21 protein-coding genes, 3 pseudogenes and 1 riboswitch are annotated in these 18,269 nt (G+C 34.6%); of the genes and pseudogenes, 7 read left to right on the forward strand and 17 right to left on the reverse strand.

Annotated elements, in window-relative coordinates:
- Nucleotides 1–82: 82 nt before the first annotated feature.
- Together MKX31_RS14045 and phaZ are read right to left on the reverse strand one after the other, a co-directional pair.
- A complete protein-coding gene (locus MKX31_RS14045) occupies nt 83–316 on the reverse strand; it encodes a hypothetical protein (protein ID WP_064475835.1) in 234 nt (77 codons plus the stop codon).
- A 67-nt stretch (nt 317–383) separates the two neighbouring features.
- Complete coding sequence (gene phaZ / locus MKX31_RS14050) at nt 384–1,295, reverse strand: intracellular short-chain-length polyhydroxyalkanoate depolymerase (protein ID WP_141669121.1); 912 nt, start codon at nt 1,293–1,295, stop codon at nt 384–386.
- Nucleotides 1,296–1,469: 174 nt separating this feature from the next.
- On the opposite strand from phaZ, the gene MKX31_RS14055 reads away from it, so the two are divergent.
- The 3 genes from MKX31_RS14055 (at nt 1,470) to MKX31_RS14065 (ending at nt 4,464) form a co-directional block, all read left to right on the forward strand.
- Nucleotides 1,470–1,886 (forward strand): MarR family winged helix-turn-helix transcriptional regulator, encoded by a 417-nt coding sequence (locus MKX31_RS14055; protein WP_064475837.1) that lies wholly within the window; start codon nt 1,470–1,472, stop codon nt 1,884–1,886.
- 15 nt (nt 1,887–1,901) lie between these two features.
- Nucleotides 1,902–3,101, forward strand: coding sequence for an MFS transporter (locus tag MKX31_RS14060; protein ID WP_001190340.1), 1,200 nt, complete (start codon nt 1,902–1,904; stop codon nt 3,099–3,101).
- A 103-nt stretch (nt 3,102–3,204) separates the two neighbouring features.
- Entirely contained in the window at nt 3,205–4,464 is a 1,260-nt protein-coding gene (locus MKX31_RS14065; RefSeq protein WP_222660018.1) for a serine hydrolase domain-containing protein, read from the forward strand.
- A 63-nt stretch (nt 4,465–4,527) separates the two neighbouring features.
- On the opposite strand, the gene MKX31_RS14070 is transcribed toward MKX31_RS14065, so the two are convergent.
- Genes MKX31_RS14070 through MKX31_RS14080 form a run of 3 tightly spaced genes read right to left on the reverse strand, consistent with a single transcriptional unit; the run spans nt 4,528 to nt 6,454 of the window.
- Nucleotides 4,528–5,316, reverse strand: a complete 789-nt coding sequence (locus MKX31_RS14070; RefSeq protein ID WP_149174092.1) for an ABC transporter permease subunit — start codon at nt 5,314–5,316, stop codon at nt 4,528–4,530.
- Nucleotides 5,313–6,218 carry an ABC transporter ATP-binding protein gene (locus MKX31_RS14075; protein ID WP_088047154.1) on the reverse strand — a complete coding sequence of 302 codons (906 nt, stop codon included), beginning with the start codon at nt 6,216–6,218 and terminating at the stop codon, nt 5,313–5,315. The genes MKX31_RS14070 and MKX31_RS14075 overlap by 4 nt, the downstream gene beginning before the upstream one ends.
- Nucleotides 6,215–6,454 (reverse strand): PLD nuclease N-terminal domain-containing protein, encoded by a 240-nt coding sequence (locus MKX31_RS14080; RefSeq protein ID WP_088047153.1) that lies wholly within the window; start codon nt 6,452–6,454, stop codon nt 6,215–6,217. The genes MKX31_RS14075 and MKX31_RS14080 overlap by 4 nt, the downstream gene beginning before the upstream one ends.
- Nucleotides 6,455–6,579: 125 nt before the next feature.
- On the opposite strand from MKX31_RS14080, the gene MKX31_RS14085 reads away from it, so the two are divergent.
- The gene (locus tag MKX31_RS14085) at nt 6,580–7,125 is read left to right on the forward strand and encodes a transcriptional regulator (protein WP_064475842.1); all 546 of its coding nucleotides are present in this window, start codon (nt 6,580–6,582) and stop codon (nt 7,123–7,125) included.
- A 203-nt stretch (nt 7,126–7,328) separates the two neighbouring features.
- Here MKX31_RS14085 and MKX31_RS14090 read toward each other — a convergent pair.
- Nucleotides 7,329–7,532 (reverse strand): annotated as a pseudogene (locus MKX31_RS14090) (DUF5360 family protein); the annotation flags it as partial.
- Nucleotides 7,533–7,575: 43 nt separating this feature from the next.
- Here MKX31_RS14090 and MKX31_RS14095 point away from each other — a divergent pair.
- Entirely contained in the window at nt 7,576–7,674 is a 99-nt protein-coding gene (locus MKX31_RS14095) for a YjcZ family sporulation protein (RefSeq protein ID WP_081257294.1), read from the forward strand.
- A gap of 25 nt (nt 7,675–7,699) precedes the next feature.
- Here MKX31_RS14095 and MKX31_RS14100 read toward each other — a convergent pair whose 3' ends face one another.
- The 3 genes and pseudogenes from MKX31_RS14100 to MKX31_RS14110 form a co-directional block, all read right to left on the reverse strand.
- Nucleotides 7,700–8,449, reverse strand: coding sequence for a DUF7225 domain-containing protein (locus MKX31_RS14100; protein ID WP_340981561.1), 750 nt, complete (start codon nt 8,447–8,449; stop codon nt 7,700–7,702).
- An 899-nt stretch (nt 8,450–9,348) separates the two neighbouring features.
- The gene (locus tag MKX31_RS14105; protein ID WP_081257295.1) at nt 9,349–10,716 is read right to left on the reverse strand and encodes a short-chain fatty acid transporter; all 1,368 of its coding nucleotides are present in this window, start codon (nt 10,714–10,716) and stop codon (nt 9,349–9,351) included.
- A gap of 105 nt (nt 10,717–10,821) precedes the next feature.
- A pseudogene (locus tag MKX31_RS14110) lies at nt 10,822–11,031 on the reverse strand (acyltransferase family protein); the annotation flags it as partial.
- Nucleotides 11,032–11,452: 421 nt separating this feature from the next.
- Here MKX31_RS14110 and MKX31_RS14115 point away from each other — a divergent pair.
- Nucleotides 11,453–11,730: pseudogene (locus MKX31_RS14115) on the forward strand (TIGR00366 family protein); the annotation flags it as partial.
- A 41-nt stretch (nt 11,731–11,771) separates the two neighbouring features.
- On the opposite strand, the gene MKX31_RS14120 reads toward MKX31_RS14115, so the two are convergent.
- The 4 genes from MKX31_RS14120 to MKX31_RS14135 all read right to left on the reverse strand — a co-directional run bounded on the left by MKX31_RS14120 (nt 11,772) and on the right by MKX31_RS14135 (nt 13,681).
- A complete protein-coding gene (locus MKX31_RS14120; protein ID WP_064475843.1) occupies nt 11,772–12,125 on the reverse strand; it encodes a hypothetical protein in 354 nt (117 codons plus the stop codon).
- Nucleotides 12,122–12,697 carry an NAD(P)H-dependent oxidoreductase gene (locus MKX31_RS14125; protein ID WP_064475844.1) on the reverse strand — a complete coding sequence of 192 codons (576 nt, stop codon included), beginning with the start codon at nt 12,695–12,697 and terminating at the stop codon, nt 12,122–12,124. The genes MKX31_RS14120 and MKX31_RS14125 overlap by 4 nt, the downstream gene beginning before the upstream one ends.
- A gap of 23 nt (nt 12,698–12,720) precedes the next feature.
- Nucleotides 12,721–13,110 carry an SWIM zinc finger family protein gene (locus MKX31_RS14130; RefSeq protein WP_088047150.1) on the reverse strand — a complete coding sequence of 130 codons (390 nt, stop codon included), beginning with the start codon at nt 13,108–13,110 and terminating at the stop codon, nt 12,721–12,723.
- Between the two features lie 253 nt (nt 13,111–13,363).
- Nucleotides 13,364–13,681 (reverse strand): hypothetical protein, encoded by a 318-nt coding sequence (locus tag MKX31_RS14135; RefSeq protein ID WP_002096439.1) that lies wholly within the window; start codon nt 13,679–13,681, stop codon nt 13,364–13,366.
- A 40-nt stretch (nt 13,682–13,721) separates the two neighbouring features.
- Nucleotides 13,722–13,820, reverse strand: a riboswitch (SAM riboswitch).
- A 122-nt stretch (nt 13,821–13,942) separates the two neighbouring features.
- On the opposite strand from MKX31_RS14135, the gene MKX31_RS14140 reads away from it, so the two are divergent.
- Nucleotides 13,943–14,134, forward strand: a complete 192-nt coding sequence (locus MKX31_RS14140; RefSeq protein WP_000545003.1) for a hypothetical protein — start codon at nt 13,943–13,945, stop codon at nt 14,132–14,134.
- A gap of 32 nt (nt 14,135–14,166) precedes the next feature.
- Here MKX31_RS14140 and MKX31_RS14145 read toward each other — a convergent pair whose 3' ends face one another.
- The 4 genes from MKX31_RS14145 to MKX31_RS14160 all read right to left on the reverse strand — a co-directional run bounded on the left by MKX31_RS14145 (nt 14,167) and on the right by MKX31_RS14160 (nt 18,259).
- Nucleotides 14,167–14,889 (reverse strand): YwiC-like family protein, encoded by a 723-nt coding sequence (locus MKX31_RS14145; protein ID WP_098111982.1) that lies wholly within the window; start codon nt 14,887–14,889, stop codon nt 14,167–14,169.
- A 183-nt stretch (nt 14,890–15,072) separates the two neighbouring features.
- A complete protein-coding gene (locus MKX31_RS14150) occupies nt 15,073–15,774 on the reverse strand; it encodes an ECF transporter S component (protein WP_088047148.1) in 702 nt (233 codons plus the stop codon).
- Nucleotides 15,747–17,408, reverse strand: a complete 1,662-nt coding sequence (locus MKX31_RS14155) for an ABC transporter ATP-binding protein (RefSeq protein ID WP_064475848.1) — start codon at nt 17,406–17,408, stop codon at nt 15,747–15,749. Before MKX31_RS14155 ends, MKX31_RS14150 begins: the two co-directional genes overlap by 28 nt.
- Nucleotides 17,381–18,259, reverse strand: coding sequence for an energy-coupling factor transporter transmembrane component T (locus MKX31_RS14160; RefSeq protein WP_064475849.1), 879 nt, complete (start codon nt 18,257–18,259; stop codon nt 17,381–17,383). The genes MKX31_RS14155 and MKX31_RS14160 overlap by 28 nt, the downstream gene beginning before the upstream one ends.
- Nucleotides 18,260–18,269 lie beyond the last annotated feature (10 nt).

Genomic DNA, 18,269 nt, shown 5'->3' on the forward strand with positions numbered 1-18,269 from the left:
TTTTATTATAAACTGTTTCTTCAAATGCGTGTACGAATATTCGCAATAAAAAAGAAGCTAAAAGAATGAATCTTTTAGCTTCTTATCCTTCCCATACTTGCGCTTTCACATTGTGGTGAAAGTGCTTGAAATATGGATTTCCATAAAATGATGAGCCATATAAGTATTGCTGTGCACTAGCAATTGGTGGCTGCGGGTATTGCATTTGTAATGGAACTACAGATGGTGAAACTTGCATATACATCGGATCAATAATAAATTTTATATGTTGGTGATGGTTATATGGAGAATGATATATTAAAAGCGGATTATGCATTGACTCTCTCCCCTTATACATACAAATGTTATAGTATATGCAACACTTCTCATTTCGGGGATTATTTCTATTCTAACCAATCTTCTACATGTTTTATAAATACATCTAAACAATCAATAAAAGGCGAATGACCGCAATCCTCTAACACTTTTAACTCTGCATTTGGCAAATGTTTTGCTAATTCCTCACCGACTACTTGCGGTACGACGTAATCTCTGTCACCTTGTATGACGAGTGTCGGAGCTTTAATATGATGAATTTCTTTATTTCCCTCTACAACTCCGTTATGTTCATCCGAAATATTAAATGTAATGAGCGCATAATTCACATCTACGAAATTACGCTGCGTTAACATATCGTCTAAATACTTGTCATAACGGTCCGGTTCAGGTTGATTATGTGTATATATTAATAGATTCCATACTGTACGGTAATATAATTTATTCATATTTTTTATCGCATCTAGCACTGGAGCAATTTGTACGGGATCTTGTGCAACCTCTTCTTTCGTCTTTACTAAACTTGATACGATTGGCTGCCCGTTTATATCTTTTTTAAAAATTGGATATCCCTTCATGCCTACTGATTCTACTAAAATTAACTTTTCAACAAATGTTGGATGATTCGCTGTAAATTGCATCGCAACACCACCGCCCATTGACCAGCCCATTAATGAAAATTTCTCTAGTTTTAATTGATCGATAAATAGTTTTACATCTCTTGCAAAGTCTTGTAATGAATCTATCGATTGATTATATGTTGATTGACCAAATCCTCTTAAATCAAGAGCGTAAATATGGTATCGATCTTGCAGCTTTTCAATTACTAAATCCCAATGTTGTGACGATGTCATGTTTCCGTGAATGAGTACAAGAATTTCTGTATTTTGCCTTCCAACTTCCTGATACGCAATCGTTTCTCCGTTCGATAGTGAAACAAACTCCATTGTTGCAGGCTTAATCATCACAAGTTCCCCCATTCTAATTAATAGAAAGAAAATTCTTTACTTACTTAAAGAATAACATACAGAATGTACGTTCTCAACATAAAGCCTATACGAAATTTTTACATAACTCAACATGTCTATTACTAGACAATTATAATAAAAAAGTATATAGTTAGCTAGGTAACTAATTTGAAAGGATCAAAATACATGGACGAAAAACAACATTTTTTTCACATTGTCAGCCAGACTTCTCGAAAATTCACAAAGAAATTTAATGAACGCGTATCTCCAACTGGGCTATTCAGTGCGCAATGGGCTGTTATTTTCCGCATTAATCAAACCGGTTCTTGTACGCAAACAGAATTGTGCCAATACTTAAATGTTGAATCACCAACGATGACTCGTACGTTAACACGTATGGAAACGATGGGTTGGATTATTCGTACAGAAGGAAAAGATCGTCGTGAGAAGCTCATTTCTTTATCAGAAACAGCGATAAAAATGATTCCGGTATGGCAAGAAGAAGTTGATACTTTCGAAGAAAAAACACTAGAAGATATTAACGAAGATGATTTACATCAAGCATTTGAAGTGTTACAAAAAATCATTAAAAATTTAGATTAAATTGGAGGGATGACGATGCAAAGTGAGAAACTTTGGACAAAGGATTTCCTCGGAACTTGTTTTAGTAGTCTATTTCTCTTCTTAACATTCTATATGCTTATGACTACTCTGCCTGTCTATGTAATAGACGGCCTAAAAGGAAAACCTGAGGAAATTGGTTTAGTTGCAACTGTTTTTCTTATTTCATCTGTTTTATGTAGACCATTTACAGGAAAATGGCTCGATGAATTAGGGAGAAAGAAAATTTTATTTATTTCACTTTCATTATTTTTAGCTGCTACCGTTATGTATTTCGGTGCACAAAGTTTATTTTTATTACTTGCCCTTCGCTTCTTACATGGTATTGGGTTCGGTATGGCAACAACAGCCACAGGAACAATTGTAACTGATGTTGCGCCAGCTCATAGACGAGGCGAAGCACTTGCATATTTCGGCGTATTCATGAGTCTGCCTATGGTAATTGGTCCTTTTTTAGGTTTAACAATTATTTCTCATTTTTCATTTACTGTACTATTTATCGTTTGTTCCGTATTTTCATTACTTGCATTTTTATTAGGACTACTTGTAAATATTCCGCATGAAGTACCAGTGAGCAAACAAAAACGAGAAAAAATGAAATGGAAAGACTTAATTGAACCATCCTCTATTCCGATTGCTCTGACAGGATTTGTTTTAGCCTTTTCTTATAGTGGTATTTTATCCTTTATTCCTATTTATGCGAAAGAAATCGGTTTAGGAGAAGTTGCTAGTTACTTCTTTATTGTATACGCACTCGTTGTTGTAATTTCTCGTCCATTTACAGGAAAGATTTTTGATCGCTTCGGTGAAAATGTACTTGTTTACCCAGCTATTATTATTTTCACAATTGGGATGTTCATTTTAAGTCAAGCACAAACTCCGTTTTGGTTCCTTGGCGCAGGTATGTTAATCGGTTTAGGTTACGGAACATTAATTCCAAGTTTCCAAACGATTGCGATCTCTGCCGCTGCAAACCATCGACGTGGTTCTGCGACAGCTACGTACTTCTCATTCTTTGATAGCGGTCTCGGTTTTGGTTCTTTCATTTTAGGTATCGTCGCAGCGAAATCAAGTTACCATAATATGTATTTTATCGCAGCTATTATCGTTGCTTTCACTTTACTTCTCTATTATGGATTACACGGACGAAAACAAAAATTCAAGAAACAACATACAGACGGAAAAGTTTCCGCTTAACACGAATAAGGAAAGTAAACGGGGAAGTTTACTTTCCTTATTTTGTATTTCTTTCACTAGAAGCGTATACTTATAATAATAGAAATAAAAAGGAGGGACCGATATGAAACTTAAAAAATCTCCCCTACACTTACTCATAATTACATTTATATTTGTAATTACAGGGCTCGGTTTTACATACTTCAAACATAATAAAACAATCCCATCGAAAAATAACGTGACGAAGAAAAATTGGTTAGATGATCCGTACTTACGTTGGTCGTACACACATATGAAAGAATTCACTTTAATTAACGAGGTAAAACATAACCCGGATCACGTTTCTAATTTCTCTACCACATCGCAAAACTTAGACGATTTTGCTGTGGAGCGTAGATTTGGAAATACAACTCCTCTAAAAAAACTTTTAGACGATAACAAAACGGATGCTTTTGTCGTGGTACACAATGGACAACTTGTTTATGAACGATATTTCAATGGATATAACGAGAGTGAACCTCATGGCATGGCATCATTAGCGAAGGTCTTTACTGGTGCAATTATACAATCTCTCGCTGAAGAAAATCGTATTGACTTAGAAAAAACAGCTGACGCATATATAAAAGAATTAAAAAATACACCGTTCGGTAATGCCACACTTCAGCAATTAATGGACATGCAAGTTTCTGTAGAATATCCTACTCACGGATACGAACATCCAGCGTTAGAAAATCAAGATGCACAACTATATTTAGCGAGCAATATTTTACCTAGAGGTAAAAACTACGACGGTCCGATGAAAATTTATGATATGTTACGAGAAGCAGAAGAAACTGCATCGCCTGGTTCCGATTTTTCTTACGATAACGGATCAGCGGAAACACTCGCTTGGGTTATTCGAACGATCACTGGTAAATCATTAGCGGATAATGTTAACGAGCGCATATGGTCTCAAATTGGTATGGAAGAAAATGCTTATTACGTCACCGATGAAACAAAAGTTGAACAAGCTAGCGCTGGTTTAAATGCAACTGCTAGAGATATGGCTAGATTCGGGCAATTACTATTAAACAACGGGGAATATAACGGAAAACAAATTCTCCCTTCTTCTATTACTGAAGATATAAAAAATGTCCAAGAAGGTGAACTTGCAGTTGGCCCTGGAGCTTCCATTTCTTATCATAATCAATGGTGGATTCCGCACAATGAACAAGGTGCTTTCGAAGTGTTAGGCAGTTACGGACAAACACTTTACATCGATCCGAAAGCAAATATGGTCATTGTCCACTTCTCTTCTAACGCTACGCCAAGTAATGAAATACATTCAGTTTACTCAAATATGTATATTGATATTGCACATCATTTAGAGAAGCTTCCACAGTAGTGGAAGCTTTTTCTTATTGGGGTGTTTATTTTAATAAATCTCCTCATCACGATTATTCTTTTCTTATTCATACGTGAATTTTTTATTAACAATCCAATAATTTGTTAAGAAGAGTGTCAATAAGATCCAAATAATCGTTAGTAGTACATTGACCACTGCGGTTGCATTCACTCCCCCCGTGACTAACATTTCCATTGCATGTTTACTCATACTGGCTGGATTAACCTGATCTATTATTGGATTCAAACCGACAATTATTCTACAAGCTAAAAGAAAAACAATTGAAATTAGCGCAATAATACCTTGAGTTTGAAAAATAGCACTTATCATTATTGTGAAAGATACGATAAAAAGAACCCAAATTAAATAAAATAGTAATCCAGTAATCATGTGCAAAAACGGAACAGCAGTAAAAAGGTAGTTTATATATAGATAAGAAGTAAAGTACCCAATCATTACACTGAACGCTACTATTACATAATTTGATACTATTTTCCCCGCTATATATGAAGTAACCGTAACAGGTCTTGTTAAAATAAAGGCCAACATACCGTTGGCTTTATCTGTTTGAATGGCACCCATCATAGAAATTACTAGAATCATAAGTCCGAGCTGATCAAACTGAGACCCCAAAGTACTTGCTAGTACTTCGCCTCCTTGTTGTGCTGTCATACTCGGATCGATGGTAATCCCCTGCCCTCCACCTAATGATCCTAAAATGGATGGCAAGTAATGCGTTACTATTGGCTGTGTTGCCCCTAAAAATATAAAAACAATTGGTAGCCAAATCATCTTAAAATCACGTATCATTTGAACACATTCTTTTTTTATCAACACCATTAGATTATTCATTTTTGCACCACCAATTTCAAGAAAATTTCTTCTAAAGTATCGTTGTTTATTTCAAATTTAACGATGTCCACTTTATGCTCGAGTGCATTTTGCAGTAACATATTTTTATTCATTTCGATACTTTCAACCTTCACTTTGACTTTAAGCCCAATCACTTCTACGTCCTTCACATAGGGCAACTTTTTTACAACGTCAATCCACTTTCGATCTTTAGCTGTGATTTCAATGATTAACTTATTTTCGCTATTACGGTGTAAAAGCTCAGTAATTGTTGTATCTTCTATTTTTGTACCATCTTTAATCATGACAAATCGTTCACAGATTTCTTCTGCATCACTTAATATATGGGTTGATAATAAAATGGTTGTATCTTTTTTTATTTCTTCAATGAGATTTAATACTTCCCTTCTGCCAATTGGATCTAATGCAGATACTGGTTCATCCATGACAATAAGCGAAGGCTTATGTAATAATGCTTGTGCAATACCAAGTCTCTGTTTCATTCCCCCAGAAAAGGTACTCACCTTTGAACCATCTGCCCCACTTAATCCAACTTTCTCCAAAATTTTTGGTATCGACTTTGACAATGCTTCTTTTTTCATCCCTGAAAGTTGCCCCATAAACATTAGGGTTTCTCGCGCCGTCATCCAATGAAAGAAATTAGGGTATTGCGGTAAGTAGCCAATTTCCCTTTTCATTTTTGATATTTTTATCCCATTCAATAACACTTCACCAACATCTGGATTAATAATATCCGAAATCACTTTTATTAATGTGGATTTCCCTGCTCCATTTGGTCCAATTAATCCTACACATTCCCCCGATTGCAGTTCCATCGAGAAATCATTGACAGCAATTTTTCCTTTAAATGATTTTGTTACATTTCTAATCTCTAATTTCATAACTTCTCACTGTCCTTTCTCCCTATAACAAAGTACAAAATAGGTCCCAATACGTTAACAAAAAGAATAATTAGCGTCCATACAAGTACATTTTTTCTTGTTTTTCTATGTCGGTATAAATCAATTAGTGCAATGAAAACTAAAATTGCCCCCACTGCAATAACCGGCAATATGATTGGGAGAAAAGCCATAATATCAACGTCTTTAAGATCATTCCATCCATAATGTAGTTGCATTTTTATCATTCCTTCCTAAACTCATTATCATTATTGATAATAATAATGATAAAACAAGAGCAGATGCATTGCAAACATTATTCTCATTATTTATAATGAGAATAAATAATGAATAAGGTGATATAGTGAGTAATAAAGTTGAAATTTTAATGCATCCGGTAAGAATGAAAATTTGCCAAGTGTTAATGAGAAATAAGGAAGATGGGCTAACACCATTAGAAATGGTAAAAATCATTAAAAATGTACCACAAGCAACACTATATAGACAGCTACAAACTATGGTTGATTCTGGTATCGTCCATGTAATTAACGAAAAAAAGGTGAAATCTGTTTCTGAAAAATATTACGCAATCAATGAAGAAGATGCAAAAATTGAAGGAAGTGAGTGGAAAGGATTATCTGATGATGACAAGTTAAACTACATTTCTTATTACCAGTTATCACTTATGACACAATATCAAAGTTACCTTAAGAAATTAGAGGAACAAAACAGTCAAGAAGATAAGGCTACTTTTTCTGTAGTAGAATTAAAGCTAGATGAGGAACACTTTGGAAAATTTCAAAACGAACTTAACGAATTAATGATTAAGTACTATAATAGCCAAAGTAAAGACAACGAAATAGAGGCTCCGGTTCGGACTGTCGCTATTACAATTATTCCAGAAACGTAAACTAACTCAATATAAATAATACAAGCCGATGTTTCCTATGTTAAGGAAACATCGGCTATCTTCATTTCAAAAATTGTTTAGCTTCTGTTTTAACTTCTGCTGTAAGGCTAGCGAAAAAACTGATTTAGAATTCGAATGTGCTTAAAGCCCTTGTCTTTCTTTTATTAAATGAACTCTTTTCTTTCTTTTTTCATGTTACTCTCTTACCATCCACACTCTCTCCAAACACTTTTAAAAAAGAAGCATGGGTAAACTAATAAATATAAATTAGGAATCCACCAAGAAATATCGGAATCTAAACGGATTGTCCAAAATGCTAGAGCTTGTAATCCTGAACAAAAAGTTAAAATTAATGATAAGAATGCAAAGTGACTCCAAATATGTTTTTGTTTAGAATGTAAATACATGAGCATAGCCCTGTTGTTCCCTCTTATTAAAGGAGGAACTATTATGGGATTTGGTGGTAGTTGCGATTTTACTGAAGGTTTTACTTTATTAGTTGTATTGTTTATTTTATTAATCATCGTCGGAGCTGCTTGCTTCTGCTAAAAAACTATAAGAAAAGACACTCTTATCATAGTGTCTTTTCTATTCTCTTTAAAGAATGTATATCGACCTCATAATTATTCCCATATGGTCTAAGCGCCGAAAGTTCTTCCTTTGGCCCATAAAATAATACTTTCAAATCATCATCTTTATACTGAACTACAAAGAAGTCATCAAATTGGTCAAATGTGTTTTGATTGATCGTGATAAACCCTTTTTCTTGGGCAGTTGTTTTAACACTTATTCTTCTCCCATCTTTAATGACATCATATCCATGCTGATTAGTCACTTTGGATAGCTCACCATTTGTGTAAAGAACAAAAAAAAATTCACCTAGACGACCTATAAGATGCCTTAATTCAGTCGCCTTACAACCAAGAACATTCATCTCAAATCGTAACATTTCAAAGTATGCCTCATATAACTTTTTGATTTGTGAGATTCCTATTTTATCCTTATCCTTATAAAAAAGAAGTTTACCATTATCCCACTCACCTACAACAGATTCACAATCTGCCCCTTTAGGTTTGTGAAAAACTAATCCTGTATAAGGATAATTTTCACCTACATATCTATAAGTTTTTTTATTTATATATATAAACAGATTTTTATTAAACACTCTCCCTTTGTTATAACGGTTATAACAATAATCAGCAGGATTAATACTCCCCGGTTTCGTATTAAATTTTGTTATTAATCTGTCCTTTATCTCTGCAAATGTTACAGTATCGCCTATTTTTTCTTTAAGAGCCTCTATAAATTGCTCATAAATAGTCAATGTAATCCTCTCCTCATGCTTATCAATATTTTTAGCCATAGTACAACCTTTACTCTATAATTTGACCCGATTGTAGAATAACGTAACCGATGTTTTTAACTTTTTTATATAACCATCTATATAAATTTTACATTTAATTACTTAAATTTCATAGCCTAATAGAGTAAAATATAAATTGGAGAATTTTATTAAAAATAAAGATAATACTCCATTAAGAGCTCTTTTTATTTAGGAAACGCGTCTTTTTTATATTGGCTTTTTAAATAAGGTAAACGTGAAGAAGCATTATAAAAAACAGGACAATAATATTAAATTGACTTCCATTCGAAGGAGTTTAAGCTTTGCATGTATGACTATTTGGTTGAGCAATCGATATGTTGTGCTGAAACGTCAATATATAAAAAAGGATCTCTCTTGATAAAGAGAGATCCTTTTTTTACTTCTTCTTCTTTTCTGTCGGTTGGCTTTGTTTAGCGAAATTAGATGAATCATCGAAATTCGGTTGCTTTTTACCAGCATTATTACTTCTACCTTTTCCCATATGTAATGCACCTCCTCTCATCCTTACTATTCCCTATAAAAAAATCCTCTTGCATCCAGGAGGATTTTTTTATTGTCTCTTATTAATCATACCCAACTGTTCTCGTAGTACTTCCAACACTCCCGGTTCTGCCATACCATTTTGGATAGTTTTAACCATAGCGTTGATGGTAATTATCATATTCAGCTTGATAAAGAACAGCTTACGAATGAATTTGATATTGGCCATGAATTAGCATGTATCATCCTTTCTAAAAAACAAAAAAAAACACTATCCCTCCTCATGTTTTTACAGAAAGAATAGCGTTTTTTTTCATTTTAATGGTATTACTTGATAGTAATGTATATCCCTATGAAAACTAATATAGAAATAACATCAATAAACTTGTAACAATCCCGACCCAAATGCAGAGAATGAAACAATAACCCATAATATCTTTAATTTTCAATCCCAGTACTCCTAAAAGAGGTAGTGCCCAGAACGGCTGAATTAAATTTGTCCATGCGTCCCCCCATCCTACCGCCATAGCGATAGTAGCCGGATCTACACCTAACTTCAATCCTGCAGGGACCTGCAGTGGCCCTTGCAAAGCCCATTGCCCCCCGCCAGATGGTGCCAATAAGTTCACCAATCCCGCTGACCAATATGTAAATATATCAAATGTATCCTTTGACGCAATAGATGCCATCCATTGAATGATTGAGCTCCCCAATCCTGAACTACCTAAAACAGCGATAATCCCCGCATAAAATGGAAACTGTAAGATAATTGGAGAAATGGATTGCGCAGATTCTTTGAATCCTTGCGCAAAGTTGCCAAGAGAACCATGCAAGAGTAAACCAAGTGATAAGAAAAACAAATTAATGATATTTAAATCTAAACTATGGCTGTTCATGAATTCATAAACACAATACAACGTGCCAATTCCGCCTAATAATATTCCTAGAACCGGTGTCCATTCCAGTTTTTCCGCAGCAGTTAAATTCTTTTGAGGAGGTTTTACAAAAGAATTTGTATCTGTTTCGATTGCTTTATAGCTGATAATCCCACTTTTTGGAGCCATAAGGACAATAATAATTGGCATCGTGATGAATAAAATGAAGAAAATAATTAAAGTAGAGTAACTAAAAATTGTTTGTGAGGTAGGAATAATTCCAATCATATCTACAAGAAAATGATCCTTTGTGGCAATTGTCAGGCCAATAGAACTGGAGAGACCTGCGCTATATAAGGCTGTCGGAGCGTAAGCAGCAGCTACAAGTAATGGAAAATGTGCATTCGGATTCTTTTTCGCTACTTCCTTCGCAATGATCGCTCCCACAACTACGGCTAGTCCCCAATTAATATAGTATGCAATTGCACTGATCAAAAATGTCATCGTATAAGCCTTTTGGGGTGTATCGGCTAACTTTGCAACGGACTGCAAGCCTCTATTAATAAAAGGGACAGAAGCTAGCGTCATCCCTGTAACCATTAATAATACCATTTGCATAGTAAACGTTAAATAAGTCCAAAACCCATCCCCCCAAGATTTTACGATTTTGTACGGATTTGAGGGATTCATCAATAAAGCTATAATGAAAGTAAATAAAGTTAGCAACACAGCAATAACAAAGGCATCTGGAACATATTTCTGAGACCATCTCGAAAATACAGTTGCACATCGTGTAAGCAATGATTCTTTCTTTCCTGGTTCTGGATTTGTCTCCAATAAAGAATGTTTCATAAATATTCTCCTTTCTAAACTTTAATAAGGTAAATATAAATAAGATTCCACAAAAGAAAATAAAATCCTTTTGCACTTGCTGCATACTAATCAACTAGAGTTACACTCAGATGCCGTTACTTTCACCCTCTCATTAACGATTGATTCCCACGGACGTGGTACCCTCGTATTAATAAATATCATTTTATGTTCATTTCCAATTAACTTTATAAACGAAACAAGTTGTTCAGTAGTAAAGGCTCCATTTGTATCTAATCCAACAATGAAATAGTTTCCTACATTCGCTTCATTTTTTAACTCTTTAACTACAGGAATTATTATTTTAAATCCACAGGAATAACCAATTTCAAAACAAAATTAACAATACTAGTTGGCGGACAACCATTTACAATTCTTCAGGGATGGTTGTCTATCGAAGTTAGCGCAAACGGACGTAACTTTCAGATAATCAATACGCATTTAGAGCCGTTTTCTCCCCCTGTTCAAGTTGCTCAAGGGAACGAATCACTAACAGGACCAGCCAATACAAATCTACCGCTAATCCTTCTAGAAAATTCAAATTCAAGTGCTAACGGAACCAGTTCACCAACATATAGAAATTTCATCACGATATTGTATTAATTCAGCTTTTTATCTTAATAAAAAAATGTATTTCAATTTATAATTTTAATAGAAGGCATAGATTAAGTAGGAGGAGGTACTTTGAGGATAGCGCCTTTTCTTTATAAAAACTCAAAATGCTGGCATTGTTAATATTTTCGTTCCATCTGGTGGCGGTCAATGGGCTGTGCAAGCACCAATTATGATTCCAGCTGGCGCTGAACTTGGTGTACCTGCTGCAAAAACAGCAATGGCCATTGCGTGGGGCGATGCTTGGACGAACTTGATTCAACCGTTCTGGGCATTACCGGCATTAGCGATAGCTGGTTTAGGTGCTCGTGATATTATGGGATTTTACGTCGTTAACTTACTATATGCAGGATTTATCATTGTCTATGTTTCTTATTTATTTAAAACAAAAAGCTAGTTTTATACTAGCTTTTTTACATAATAAATCACTTATTTCCCACGCAATTTATTACGGTCTCCCACTCCATCTCCGTAAGATGTAACGCCTCAAATGAAAAAAAGTCTTCACATACTTTTTCAATTACATGTGGATTTTTCTTAAGGAAATTCCACTGTAACGCTTTAGGAAGAAAATACGTTTCATATTCTTTACTTCCTCTTACTACCTCATCCACTTCTCTTTCACAAATTCCTCTTATTAAATAATCATTCCTTAATTGAATCTGTATTTGTTGAAACATTTCACTACATTTCTTCAATTGGATTAAACAATTAATATATGTACGAAAAAGTTCATTATCATACTGACAATACTTTATAATACGTTCCATTTCATTCATAATGAACGAGCCTTTTCTTCTATGTGTAATAACCACTTTTCCCGCTTCTCTACTTTACTCGTTTTCACAGATTGAAAAACAGATCGTTTTATATCGCGAATGCCGCAAAAACGTAACACACCTCGCTTCATCATAATCCAATCGGCTGATCGATATAATAGTGCGACGTACCATAATGGCGAGTCTAACGTATTAATTACCCATGCCTTCTTCCCTTTCAATAAGCCTTTCGGCAGGGCTCCTTCATATTTATAAGCAAATCCAGCTACGAAAATGCGATCAATAAACCCCTTTAAAATAGCAGGCATCCCCCACCACCATATCGGATATATAAAGAGAAGCATATCCGCTTCTTCCACTAACGTTCTGTACCGAGCTGTCTCTTCTTCATGTACTAAATCACGTCTTTTCTTCTCTTCATTAAATACAAGGACTGGATCAAATTGTTCCTTATATAAATCAAGTACCGTAACCGAATGATCTGTTTCTTGTAATCCTTTTTGTACATGCTTTAATATCGCCGCGTTAAAACTGGAAGGACTAGGATGAGCGTATACAATTAGTACGTTCACTACAAAACAACTCCCTCTATAAGTTACAGTTTCCCCTTCTTTAACATCTTTTCTACAATTTGCACGTTTTTCGAACTTTGTAATAAACGATTTAATAATGTAAGTAACTCTTCCTTTTCTAAATCTTTCAGTTTCTCTTTAAGCGTACTTTCACCAGCACCTTGAATATCATAAACAACTGCCGCCATATGCTTACAATAATTCTCATATGGACACTCGCAGCTACTTTCTGTAAAATTTTCAAGATCAATCATTACTTCATAGTTTCCTGCATTTCCAGTAACAAAAGCAAATATTTTCTTGTCTTGTATTTCAACATCTTCTACATGTCCTTCTTCATAATATTCATAACCTTTATCCATAATGTACTTAGGAATCCATTTCGTTATATCATTTAGTAAGTAAGCGTACATAACAACACCTCTTCCTTTAATTCCCTTTTGACTTCCAAAACCCTGCATGTTATTCTAATAACTGTCAAATAGCAAGTCTATATGACAAAACGACTGACACCTATTCGGCGGAGGTGTCTCTTTTCATTTGCAGCCGATATGAAGTGCCTCTTTCAGGCACATTCAATCTTTGACACTACACACTCAACACCATTCCCTTGTATCAGGCTGCTTAAGCAGTCTTTTACTCTACATACTTCAAAAAAAAGAGAGCTTAGCTCCCTTTTCCTGCCTTATAAAATACCCCTTTTTCAGTATAGAGATATTCATCAGCTAATGTAATTTTCCCATCCAGTTTCAGTTCATCTAATAGTCTTGATAAATAAAATTGATGTAACATCTTTTTCGTGAATTTTCCTTCATGATGCGAAACGATATGTTCTTGAATATCTAACAATGATATTGGCTTATCTTGCTCTATCATATATTCATAAACTGTACTACGCAGTTTTACGTATTTTTCGAGTGTCACAGTACTTCGCAACCCCTTTCTTCTTAATATAAATTTTCGTAATCGGTTTTTTTGCAACAAAAAAACCTCTCCGATAAGAAGAAGTTACGTATATATCTTCGTCTTATCTCCCAGAACAAATATGTTCTGCTGGAATTAGCACCTGCATCGCGGTTGCTGGGTTTCATCGGGCCAGTCCCTCCACCTCTCTGGATAAGAAAATATTCACTTAATTCCTACTATACGTAATTTCATTCTAATTGTCAAACAAATATAACAAATTATATTTTGTTCCTTACTGTTCATACTATACATATATGAATATGCAAGGAGGATTATGAAATGCACGAAAATGCTCGCGGATATGTCCAAAATTCTTTTCAATCATTACAAGAAGCAAAACATTGTTTAGAAGAAGCGCTACAGACTGTTGAAAAAGATTTTAATCGCGCTCGTATTGAACAATCACTTTATGCGATCGAACAAGCTATTCAACGCTGTGATTACACGGTTCATATTTTAGAACAAGATTGAAAAAGCTTCCCATCATAAGGTGGGAAGCTTTTTCAAATGGCATACTTCATAATTATTGCCGTTATAATTAAAAAATATACAGAATTAGCAATTTCTAAAACCCCTACTTTTATAATAGAAATTTTTTTGCCATACAACATAATTGCTCGAATGACACTCGGTATAAAAATAAGAGAACACCACGGATTCATTGAAAATACAATGATTGTTAATACAATATGATACCCCCATGATATAAGGCGATACTTCGGGTTATTTTTCTCGCGAATCATCGTTTTTACATAAAATGTACTTCCTAAAAAATATAAAAATGAAATAAGCGCAATAAATAATGCTGTTTTATCTATAAGTTTCATTGAAAAATAATAACTAACTAAACCACCAATACAAAAAACAATAATCGCACTAATGTCATTTAGTAACGCTCTTTCATTCTTTTGACGGGCGTAATACATATTTACTATAAATAATGGAATCATTACTGCTACGAATAAAAGAATGCGCCATTCATATAATAGAGAAATCATCCCAAATACGAAAGCGATGATAAAATATACAATTGCTGCATGTAAAAACTCTTTTTTTCGTTTTTGCTTTATGTACGTAAGAAATGGATACGTAGCTAAATAGATAAAGAACCAAGCTAAAAACAATGGAATATGATAAATAGTAGGTTTCCCAAGTATGACACTTAATAGAAATGGTATAACGAGCATGGCCCATGCACCATGTTGCTTCGGAATAACTAACTTCATTAACTATACACCTCCCTTTTGAAAATAGTTCTCACCTACTATTATACAAATAATTTTATATAGTAACGGATATATATTGGACTATTTTTTGACAATAAAAAATGCTCCTTACAATATGTAAGAAGCATGAAAGAGGCAAACGAATATGTAAGTCGCGACCCTACCTTATATGAGTATGCTTTTCTATGCCATGTTATGCTTATCTAATATGCCAAATTTCTTTTTGAATCTCGTAAGAATCGTAATCCAAGACGTACTAAATAATAGTAAGAAAACAACATTCGAAATCGCATGGCTCAAATCGAAATAAAAACTTGCGATATAATACGAAATGACAGCTTCCCACGTTGCCTCACGTATGAAACCGAGAAGCCCCCAGAAGTTCATAATCCAGCCAAATAAAAATCCAACAAACAATCCGTATAGAAGTCTTCCCCATAGCTTTCTCATTAAAAATGTATTACGTAATAATCCAGCTATAAAACCAATCATACCCCAGGAAAACATTTGCCACGGCGTCCACGGACCTTGCCCTAAAAAGATGTTAGATACGATAGCCGCTGTTGCACCGATCATAAAACCAGTTTCACTCCCAAACACAATTGCAGAAACGATAATGACAAATGAAGTCGGTTGTACACTTGGCAATATCGAAAATGGCACGCGGCTAACTGCTGCAATTGCCGCTAACACAGCAACGAGCACAATTTCACGTGAAACAAAAGCCTTTCTTTCAAAGCGGATATAGAAAGGTAACATAATAATAACTAATAAAAACAAACTACTTAACATGTAATAACCGTCCATGATAAGTGTAGTAAAGAGTAATGTGCCTATTATTACTGCAAAAATACATATTATGAATGCAACATATCGTTTGGACACGCTTCGTACACATCCTCCCACGTTAATGCATATGGCAATTCTTTTCGAATGAATCGATTGATAGATGTTGTATAAAAGAAGTTTCCACTAAAAAATTCCTTCGGTGCATCATTCATAATAACTGCTCCGTCAAATAACATCATGCATTGATCAACGTATTTCGCTGCAAACTCAATATCATGCGTTGCCATTACAATTGTTGTACCTTCTTTTTGTAGCTTTCTAAATAGCTCTCCTACTCTTTCTTTTTTCCACGGATCTAATCCCTTTGTCGGTTCATCAAGTAACAATAAAGTCGGCTTTGATAATAACGTTGTACATAACGCAAGTAGTTGTTGCTCTCCCCCGCTACAATCATGCGGATGGCGTTCTTTAAGCGAATGTAACCAAAACTGTTTTAGCATATCTTCTGCTATTTCTTTTCCTTGTTCTCCATATAACTCACGTGCACGTTCATACACTTCTTCCCACACTGTATCAAATGTAAAATGATAATACGGATGTTGTGATACATACCCGATCCTTTTAAATCGTTCTTTCGAATCAATTTTATGTATCACTTTCCCATTCCACTTTACTTTCCCTCTTCTCGCTTTTTGCAATCCCGCTAAAATCGTTAACAGTGTAGATTTACCTGTACCATTTTTCCCAACGAGAGCTACCCATTTTCCTTTTTCAATCGATACGGTTAAATCTCGTAAAATAAGCGGACTATTTTTTTCATATTGGAACGAAATATGCTCTGCGCTTAAAATGACTTCTCGCTTTTCACTTTGTGCTATTGGCTCATTCACATATGATATATCTGAAAAGTTATTCAGTTTCATTTGTGCTTCTCGCACTGTAAACGGAATATCTTCCACGTCCCATTCTAAAAACAATCTTGGAATTTGCGGAATAAATGGACGGAACTTTTCAACTTCCCACATGTTCGCTATAACCGTTTTAGGACTGCCATCATAAACGATGCGGCCGTTATCCATACAAATAACGCGTGTTGCAAGTGGTATCACTTCATCTAAACGATGTTCACTTAAAACGATCGTAATTCCAAGTTCTTCGTTAATACGTTTTAACAATCCTAAAAACTCTTTCGCAGCGATTGGATCTAACTGCGCCGTTGGTTCATCTAATAATAATAATTTCGGCTGCATAACTAATACCGCAGCTAAATTGACAAGCTGCTTTTGCCCGCCAGATAACGTATGAACAGATTGATGCAATAAATCTTGAAACCCTAAAAAGCTAATGAGCTCTGCTATTCGTTTTTGAATAATCTGTGATGGTAACCCGATATTTTCTAAAGAAAATGCTAATTCTTGAATGACCGTATCCATTACGAGCTGATTCTCTGGATTTTGAAATACCATACCAATTTCTTGCGCAGATAATAAATCCGGTACTTCCTCTAATAAAACGTCATCATAAAAAATTTCTCCTGAACGTGTACCAATTGGAAGTAATTCCTTTTTAAAATGTTTTAATAATGTCGTCTTTCCAGAACCTGACCCTCCAGCAAGTGCAATAAACTCTCCTTTTTGAATAGAAAGAGAAATATGCTGTAACGCATATTCGTTTTCATCAGCATATACAAATGATAAATTGTTTATTTCTGCATGCGCCACCATATCCATTCCCTTCCTTCCATTATAATTGGTAAACTAATAAACATCGTAAGTACGACAAACATCATTCCATCGTATTGCTGAAATAGAATAGACTCGACTTTTGGATAAATGATTAACTTTCCTCCGCCATACGTACTACATATAATAGCAATGATAAGTAGAATACTTAAATAACTGAGCATATACCAATCGCGTCTTTCCATTCTATACCGAATATATGTCGTACGCTTCGTTACACCAAACCCACGAGCTTGCATAGAATCTGCTGTTTGCAGCGCATCTTCTAATGAACAAATTAATAATACTTGCAGCAATTGCATACCGTTTTTCACCCGTTCAACAATTGAGCCTGCATCTACTTGTACACCTTTTGTCTTTTGGACGAGTGTTATTTTCTGTAATCGCCTCATAAACAAAGGAACAAACCTCACTGTAATCATCGTTAACAATACTACTTTCGGTGAAATTCTAGAAAATAAATATAAAAATTTATGACTCGAAATAATATCATTATACGAAGCAAACGTAAACATAATCGCAACTAATAATAACCCCATTACTACTCCATACATAATTGCCTCAAGCTTAATACGGCTATCCCCTAACCAAAATAACGTAGTTCGGCCTCTATGCGTTAATAATGAATTAAATAAAATGACCATAAAAAAGAAAACAATTGTGCTCGGTAACATCTTTCTTATCTTTTCGCTATTCCCTTGCATCACATTAATTATAACGATTAATAGAATTGCTCCAATTAAAAAAAGAGGATGAAGACACATCATACATAGTATCATCACCCCGATATAATAGAAAAAATTCACAAAAGGATGTAAAGAAGAAAAACTTATTTTCATAGCCCTTTAC

It is taken from the genome of Bacillus sp. FSL M8-0063 (assembly GCF_038005545.1).
In the GTDB taxonomy this organism is placed as follows: domain Bacteria; phylum Bacillota; class Bacilli; order Bacillales; family Bacillaceae_G; genus Bacillus_A; species Bacillus_A wiedmannii.

Excerpts from the sequence above, each read along its gene's own strand:
- MKX31_RS14140 (WP_000545003.1), top strand. The coding sequence starts at position 13,943 with ATGCACGAAAATGCTCGCGGATATGTCCAAAATTCTTTTCAATCATTA.
- MKX31_RS14120 (WP_064475843.1), bottom strand. The coding sequence starts at position 12,125 with ATGAATGAAATGGAACGTATTATAAAGTATTGTCAGTATGATAATGAA.
- MKX31_RS14160 (WP_064475849.1), bottom strand. The coding sequence starts at position 18,259 with ATGAAAATAAGTTTTTCTTCTTTACATCCTTTTGTGAATTTTTTCTAT.
- MKX31_RS14070 (WP_149174092.1), bottom strand. The coding sequence starts at position 5,316 with ATGAATAATCTAATGGTGTTGATAAAAAAAGAATGTGTTCAAATGATA.
- MKX31_RS14105 (WP_081257295.1), bottom strand. The coding sequence starts at position 10,716 with ATGAAACATTCTTTATTGGAGACAAATCCAGAACCAGGAAAGAAAGAA.
- MKX31_RS14130 (WP_088047150.1), bottom strand. The coding sequence starts at position 13,110 with ATGTACGCTTACTTACTAAATGATATAACGAAATGGATTCCTAAGTAC.
- MKX31_RS14045 (WP_064475835.1), bottom strand. The coding sequence starts at position 316 with ATGCATAATCCGCTTTTAATATATCATTCTCCATATAACCATCACCAA.
- MKX31_RS14055 (WP_064475837.1), top strand. The coding sequence starts at position 1,470 with ATGGACGAAAAACAACATTTTTTTCACATTGTCAGCCAGACTTCTCGA.
- MKX31_RS14095 (WP_081257294.1), top strand. The coding sequence starts at position 7,576 with ATGGGATTTGGTGGTAGTTGCGATTTTACTGAAGGTTTTACTTTATTA.
- MKX31_RS14060 (WP_001190340.1), top strand. The coding sequence starts at position 1,902 with ATGCAAAGTGAGAAACTTTGGACAAAGGATTTCCTCGGAACTTGTTTT.
- MKX31_RS14065 (WP_222660018.1), top strand. The coding sequence starts at position 3,205 with ATGAAACTTAAAAAATCTCCCCTACACTTACTCATAATTACATTTATA.
- MKX31_RS14075 (WP_088047154.1), bottom strand. The coding sequence starts at position 6,218 with ATGAAATTAGAGATTAGAAATGTAACAAAATCATTTAAAGGAAAAATT.
- MKX31_RS14155 (WP_064475848.1), bottom strand. The coding sequence starts at position 17,408 with ATGGATATGGTGGCGCATGCAGAAATAAACAATTTATCATTTGTATAT.
- MKX31_RS14145 (WP_098111982.1), bottom strand. The coding sequence starts at position 14,889 with ATGAAGTTAGTTATTCCGAAGCAACATGGTGCATGGGCCATGCTCGTT.
- phaZ (WP_141669121.1), bottom strand. The coding sequence starts at position 1,295 with ATGGGGGAACTTGTGATGATTAAGCCTGCAACAATGGAGTTTGTTTCA.
- MKX31_RS14080 (WP_088047153.1), bottom strand. The coding sequence starts at position 6,454 with ATGCAACTACATTATGGATGGAATGATCTTAAAGACGTTGATATTATG.